Below are 6,920 nucleotides of genomic sequence, written 5' to 3' on the forward strand. Positions count from 1 at the left end.
GTCATTGCCCTCGAGCTCGGGCAGCGAGAGGCTGCAGGTGTATTGACCGGTGCGCGGATCGACGCCGGTTTCGACGAAGCTGAGGAAGTTGAAAGCATTGGAGTGGACGTTGGAGGACGTGGTCATAACAAGGAACTCCATGCAGGGCAATCATTACACCGTGACCCCGGCTATCGAGCCAGGGCCACGGTTATCGGGCCAGCCAGATCAGAGAACGGTGACCCGCAACTCGTTACGGTTGTTCGGCGCGCGGAAATTGACCTGGAGACGGTGTTGGTTGCCGTACTCATCGAGGATGCGCAGCTTCACCGGCCGGGCATAGGTTCTTTCGCAAGCCAGGTCAAAGCGCCAGTACTGGCTGCGGTGCAGGCTGATCAACAACGCACCCTCCGGACATTCCTCGCCCGGCACCACGCCAAGCTCGGGCAGGACCGCCCCGGGGATGTGTTCATACAGGCCCTGGTCGAAACGCAACTCCGTGTCGCCGCGCAAGGCGTAACCGGTGTAGCTGACCACGTCTTCCTCGAACTGGCGGCTCTCCCACTGCACCATGCCGCTGCGCTCTTCGAACTCGATATGGCGGAAGGGAATGTTTTCGCCGTTATGGGTCAGTTGCAGGATGTAGTAGTCGATGGTTTCCAGGTGGTAGTCATTGTCATCCTCGCCCACCACCCGCGTTGCCTCGAACTTGTAGCTGCTGCTGTCGAATTTCGGTGGCTGCACCGGGACCGGTTCGATGGTGGCAGGCGCTCCGTTGCCGGCGTGGTTGGAGTAGAACGGCATCAGGTCATCGCGGATCAGCATGGCGGCGATGGTCGTCTTCGAACCCGCGCGGGTCTGCACATAGAGTTTTCGGGTGCGAATACCCTGCGTCCCGGCGTCCTCCTCGCGGGCAAGGCCATTAGGGTGGAACAGGTAATCATTGTGCTGCTCGTTGTAGGCCCAGTTGTCGCCTACCGGTACACCTTCGCTGTCAACCCGAGGCAACGGTTCGAGGGTGTGCGCATTGACCAGCACGATGCTGTTCAGCTCGGTGTCCGACACCTCCACCGGAACGAAATCGACTTCACTCGGCTCGACTTCAATCTCTACCTCGACCTGCTGCTGGCCGTTGGCGAACAGTTGCAGCGAAGACAGCGCCTTGAGTTCGAACGTCTGTAACTCGTTCCAACGCGCTTCGCTGGCGTATTCGGACTGATAGATGATGCTGTAGCCGTAGAAATTACTGAAGTCATCCTCCACCGTGGCCTGCACCACGCTGTAAGGCATGGTGATCCTGGCCGGCGCGGTGAAGACACCCGTCACGGGATCGACCGTGCCCTCCCCGGCAGTGACCGACCAGCGAACCCTTTCGGAAGGCAATCCGTCATCGGCCAGCCGCACCCGCGTCGATGCGCTCGGTGGCAGACCGGGATGGAAGACCGGTGCCAGCGCCAGGGCGAAATTCGACTGCAGCAACAATACAGTCGCCGTGACCTTCGCTCCGCCCGAAGTGTTCTCGGCCTCGATGTGGGCCGCGATCACTGGCTGGCCGATACTGGTCGGCGGCGTGTAAACCGCCTGATTGCCATTGGCCTGCAATGAGCCGGGGCCGCTGCGCAACGTCCACTTGATGGTCCCGCCGTTGAGGCTCGAGGCCTTCACCGTGATCGGCTCGGGCCGACCCAGGTCGACGGTCGCCATCCCCGGCACCACCACCATGGATTCGGCCACCACCACCACCAGCGCCGAGGCGCTGAGGACGCTGCCGGCGTCCTCAAGGGTGACGGTGATCACATTGCGCACTGCCTGGCCGACCATGCGCTCGCGCGGCGGCGCGGTGAAACGGCCGTTCTGGTCGATGTCGCCCTGGGAACGGCTGCCATCGATACTGCGCACCGACCAGGTGAGCTTGCCCGCCTTGCCCTTGAACTGCTCTCCGAGCACCGCGAACTGTTGGGTGGTGCCGGCCAGCACATGAACGATGGAAGGCTCGAGTTTCAGTGCGGTGTGCTTCGGATTGATATGCCCGAACAACGCTACATCGCCGGGCACCGCGGCGTGGGTCAGCAGCAGCGCATTCTGTTCAGGGAACAGCAGGTGGTTGATGGCGAACAGGTCGAGCTCCGGCAGGCGGATCTCCTTGAGTTGGCCGTGCATGCTATCGATCAGGCCTTGCAGACTCGCTTCGAACGCATGCTTGAAGCTGATGTAGAGGTTGATATCACCGCTGATTTTCTCCGCCAGGACCGAGCTGGAGCCCCCGGGCGCCGTGACGAAGGTCACGACACTGGTGGCCGGATCGACACTGGCCTTCAGGAAGAACTCCAGCGTGTGGGTGAAGCGAACATTGGCGTTCTCTTTCTTCTCACTCCCCATCAACTCCTTGCGGGTGAAGTAGAAGGAAAAGGTATTCACCCCTTTCCAGACGAACCTGAGCAGTCCACCAGCCACCACCGAGACTTCGAACGGCAGGGAGCCTGCTGCGCTGCTGGCGAAATCGAAGGTCAGCGGCACGTTGTTCGACGCGGTCTGGTGGAAACCGCCACCAGAATGCTCGACCGCGATATCGTCCAACGTCCAGTTACCCGCCCGTGCCTTCAGCCCACGTGCCAGATCGTTGGAGTCCGAGGTGTGCGACAACGACAGGCCGCGACCGACATTACGTTCCAGGTAGCCCTGAATGAACCAGTCGAATAGCACACGGCTGGCCAGGATCAACGACCCGGAATACAGCGGCTTGCCCGAGCCGGCCTCGCGGTCGTCGGGGATCAGGTAGCGGAAATTACTGTCGTCACCCGGTGTAGAGCCATCGAAGAGGCTCTCGCGGGTACGCACGAACAGCACCACCGCACCCTCGCCATAAGTGTCCGAGCCTGCAACCGTCGCACCCGGCGCGGCCTGGGTACGCACCTCGAAGTTGCGCGGCGCCAGTTTGTCGTCGGGATCGAAATCCAGCATACCCAGCACATAGCGACGGGCGCTGGCAGGTTGGCGCTTGAACAGCGCATGGAAAAAGTTACCCAGTGCCTGTTGCGTCTGCGGGTTGTCCACCAGATTGCAACTGAAGTTATATCCCTCGGCAAGGTCGAGAACGACCTCGCCGTTCTGGCCCACGGAGCCGATCACGGCCTCCAGGTCCACGTCCATCACCAGGGTGAACTGGTGCTGCTCAGTGACCGCGAAACTGGACGTGATCCGCCTCTGAAAACCCGCTATCGCCTCGAGCTTGTAGGCGACCATGCCGGAGACGATATCCATCGTCAGGTGGGCACGGGAGTCACTCATTGAAGCGGTTTCGAACGACAGCCGCGGTTGGCTGAGCAATAGCCCGGTCAGTTCCAGCACCTCATAACCATCGTTGGTCAGCGGCACACTGCCGTGGATGCGCTTCAGGAAGCTGTTCTGGTTGAACTGGGAGATGTACTGCTGCTCCAGCAGTTGATTGACCTTGCCGCGGTTCATGGTAACGATGGCGTCCCAGCCACGGGTAACGGATTTGCCCTGCATCGATTGCAGTAAGCCATTGAGCGATTGATCAGACATTTCATTTCATCCTGTCGGTGTAAAAGCACAGCCACCGTTCAAGCAACGGCAGCAGCCATGGTGTAACGCGGGTCGCTCAAGGCAGGTCTGGCGCAGCAGCCATGGCATGCGCCTGAATCGAGTCACTGGCCCGACGAGAGATGTCGGCGTAGGCCGACAGCGGCAACGGCAACACGATGAACCCGTTGTGATCGCTAAAGTCGCCGGGGATGACCACCGAGATAACGGCGAAGCCTTTGGCATTGGCCGGCTCTTTGAATACGCCCGTCGGGCTGAGCGTGCCTCCCCCGCTGACCAGCAACTTGCATATGGCACCGGGCGGCGGAACGACCGGGCCATTCTTGCTCCCCACATGCAGTTGCACCTGGCCGGTCTCCGGTTTGCTGTCCTCGCTGACCAGCACCGGCATATTGATCGAGAGGGGTCTCAATACCAGCAGTTGAACCTCGATCGTGTCGTTTGCAGTCGGGTTCTTGACCTGGACAGTCTCGACGTACATCACATCGCGATCCGAACTGACTGGCGCAGCGGTATACACGCACTCGCCACCCGCGTTTGTGCTGAGTTTGCCGCCCAGTGCCGGGGTCTTCAGCGACCAGGCAGGATTGCCGCTGCCCATGATCCCGGCCGTCAGCGCAACCTCTTTTGCTGATTCGCAAATCTCGAAAATGGGTGACACGGTAATCGTGTGTTCCATCACCGAAACCAGGGCCGAGGAGGTGACATCCTGACCATCGAGCTTGCCTTTGCCGGTCACCACTACCGTCATAGACCCCTCCTTCAGGGAGCTCGCTGCTGGTGCCTTGTACACGCCGCTGGCATCGATGGTGCCGGCGTTGGTTTCGCCCGGTTCGGTGCTACGCACACTCCAGCTGGCATCGCTGGGCGCGGGGTCGAGGGTGAATTTCTGGCTTGCACCTGGCAGAAGGGTCACCTGCAGCGGCGATACCACGACCGTGGTGCGCAACGGATCGATATGGCCGAACAATGCAAGATCGCCAGGTACATAAACGTCGTGAAGTTGCAAGGCGTTATGGCCTGGGAATAACAAGTTGCGAATCAGGAACGTGTCGACATTGGGCGCGGTGATGCGGCTCAGAAACATGTCGAATTCACCACTGAGCTGATGTTTAAGCGACGACGTAAAATAATCATCCCCATCGCCATTTGAATACGTCAGCCCACGCAGCTCTTGGTCAACCTTGGTATAAATCCAGACAAGCCTGCTCGTCGGATCACTTTCAAAAACAACCACACCATCGGTGTCCAGGCGTGCCTTAATGGAAATTTTCGTGTTTGCACCGCATTCGAGCGTTCCTGTTTTTTCGTTATCCCACCAGTCAGCCTTGACCTCTTTGAACCAATAGGAAGTGGTCAAATGAGGATTCCATTCGGCGATTAGTCCGTCACCACTTTTCTGAACGGTAAAGGGTTTCCCCTTGGAAAACTCGAAGTTGTAATCAGCAATCAAGCGAACATTTTCGCGATCGCCCACTTTTCGAAAAATTTCAAAATCGTTATACACCAATCCGCCTGCGGTCGCCTGAAGTGACGAAGCGAGATCATTGCCCCCTGCATAAGACTTGAACTTGATGCCGTGACCAATATCTGTCTCGGCATGTGGCCCGATCAAATCATTGAACAATACTCTGCTGGAGAGCAATACCGTACCGGTGTATTCCTTGCCATTCCTGTCCGCCGGAATCGGGTATTTGAAATCCGATCCAGAGCCTGGGTAACTAATGTCGGCGTCGCCTTTGAGTCGAACGAACAACAACACCGCGCCATGGCCATAGTTATCCGCGCCCCTGCGCGTGGCCCCCGGTGCCGGCATGGTGCGGATCTCGAACGACTCCGGCGTCAGCGGACCATTCAGGTCGCCGGACAGCGTGCCCAGTGGGAAGATTTTCTGATCATCGCGCAAACCCTCGAAAAGCAGCTTGAACTGGGCACCCACCTGTTCCTGGGGTATATCACCCAGCACAAAGTTGGCCTTGTACTCCCTGCCCTCCGCGATTTTCAGCGCCACCTGCCCGGTATCGCCGACAGCGCCCTTTACCCGCTCCAGGTCCAGAACCATGGACAATTGGGGCCCGCCAATGGGCAGTATTTTCTGGATCCTGCTGATTCGCGCCGCCGCGCCTTCGCTGTACAGCACGGTCATGATCAACCCGCCAACGAAGTCCATGGTCAGGGTAGCTCTGGAGTCGTCCAGATCAGCGTTGGAGAACAACAGCTTGGGTGCGCTCAATTTCAAATTGCTGAGGAATTCTTTGGACGCATCGCCGGAATCCATCGTCTGGTTTATCAACGGCAGGTAACCGTTCGTGGAATTGAAACGCTCTATATATATCTGGCTCAATAACTTATTGGTCTTGCGTTGATCATAGGCGACAACACAGCCATGACCGAAGGTCCTGGATTTACCGTCCAGCCAAGCCAACAACTCATCGATACTGTGATTGCTATTACTCATCGTCGTTCTCCTTGTTTATGACTTGCCTGTACGGATCGGCTTATTCAGCCGGTCGTTTCCGCACCCGCCGGAACATGAATACGCTCACCACGCTACGCCACTTGCCAGGGGCCGCCTACTGACAAAAATGCTAGGTTCGCTGCCATTGCCACAGTGCTACCGTAGTTGCGAACACGGCCATGGGATATCGCCTTTTGCCCGTGAAATTCTTTTCAAAACAACGGAGTAACTGCCATGCAAGTCATCAAGAAATTTTCCGCGTCATCGCTCTACATGGGCGCACTCTTGCTACTCCTGGCGATCGCCGGAGTGCTGCCTACCCATGCCGACGTCCGCAGCAATGGAACATTGGAACTCTATAAAAAAGGTCCACAGGACGGCGTGCCGGGAAACCTGTCGTGCTCTATCGAATTAGTCACGGGCGAGCATAACTTCCACGACTCCGAGGCGTGCGAAAACGACCAGATCTACTATTTCAAATTACTCAACGCTCCTTCCGCGACCGTCATTTCATTTCATGACACCCCGGACTGCAATGACAAGATCGATCAGAACTTTTACTTCTATCTCAAGACGGTAAAAAACAACCTGACATTCGAAAATCCACTCAAACTCGATATTGCTGCGACAACACCCGTTGGCACTATCGTCGCCGGCTCAGGCGGTGTACGGATGGAGAAAAAACTCGTGGCCGGGCAAATCGACGGAAAGCTGTCGTGCGTCACCATCAAACGCTCCGCAGTTCCCAATTGATCGGGCAGTCCCCTCCTCTGCTACCTGAAGGAACGCCATCATGACCACGTCCTCCAACGTCCACTCCAATGCTTTCAATTTCCTCAGCTTCGTCGAGACCGGCGTCGATCCGCGCACCGGCCAATACACTTGCAGCCTCTCGCTGCCCGAACTCGAGGGCAATGAT

Annotated in this window: 3 protein-coding genes; 1 reads left to right on the forward strand and 2 read right to left on the reverse strand. The window is 58.0% G+C overall.

The features are described from left to right. Nucleotides 1-207: 207 nt before the first annotated feature. Nucleotides 208-3,525, reverse strand: coding sequence for a hypothetical protein (locus tag CKW37_RS32110; RefSeq protein ID WP_095160072.1), 3,318 nt, complete (start codon nt 3,523-3,525; stop codon nt 208-210). Between the two features lie 76 nt (nt 3,526-3,601). Then, a complete protein-coding gene (locus CKW37_RS32115) occupies nt 3,602-6,001 on the reverse strand; it encodes a hypothetical protein (RefSeq protein ID WP_095160073.1) in 2,400 nt (799 codons plus the stop codon). A 234-nt stretch (nt 6,002-6,235) separates the two neighbouring features. Between CKW37_RS32115 and CKW37_RS32120 the strand changes: the two genes are divergently transcribed. Next, entirely contained in the window at nt 6,236-6,754 is a 519-nt protein-coding gene (locus CKW37_RS32120) for a hypothetical protein (protein WP_095160074.1), read from the forward strand. Nucleotides 6,755-6,920 lie beyond the last annotated feature (166 nt).

It is taken from the genome of Pseudomonas sp. Irchel 3E13 (assembly GCF_900187455.1).
Taxonomy (GTDB): domain Bacteria; phylum Pseudomonadota; class Gammaproteobacteria; order Pseudomonadales; family Pseudomonadaceae; genus Aquipseudomonas.

What these genes read in the sequence shown, in the direction of transcription:
- CKW37_RS32110 (WP_095160072.1), bottom strand. Translation starts at nt 3,525, where the DNA reads ATGTCTGATCAATCGCTCAATGGCTTACTGCAATCGATGCAGGGCAAA.
- CKW37_RS32115 (WP_095160073.1), bottom strand. Translation starts at nt 6,001, where the DNA reads ATGAGTAATAGCAATCACAGTATCGATGAGTTGTTGGCTTGGCTGGAC.
- CKW37_RS32120 (WP_095160074.1), top strand. Translation starts at nt 6,236, where the DNA reads ATGCAAGTCATCAAGAAATTTTCCGCGTCATCGCTCTACATGGGCGCA.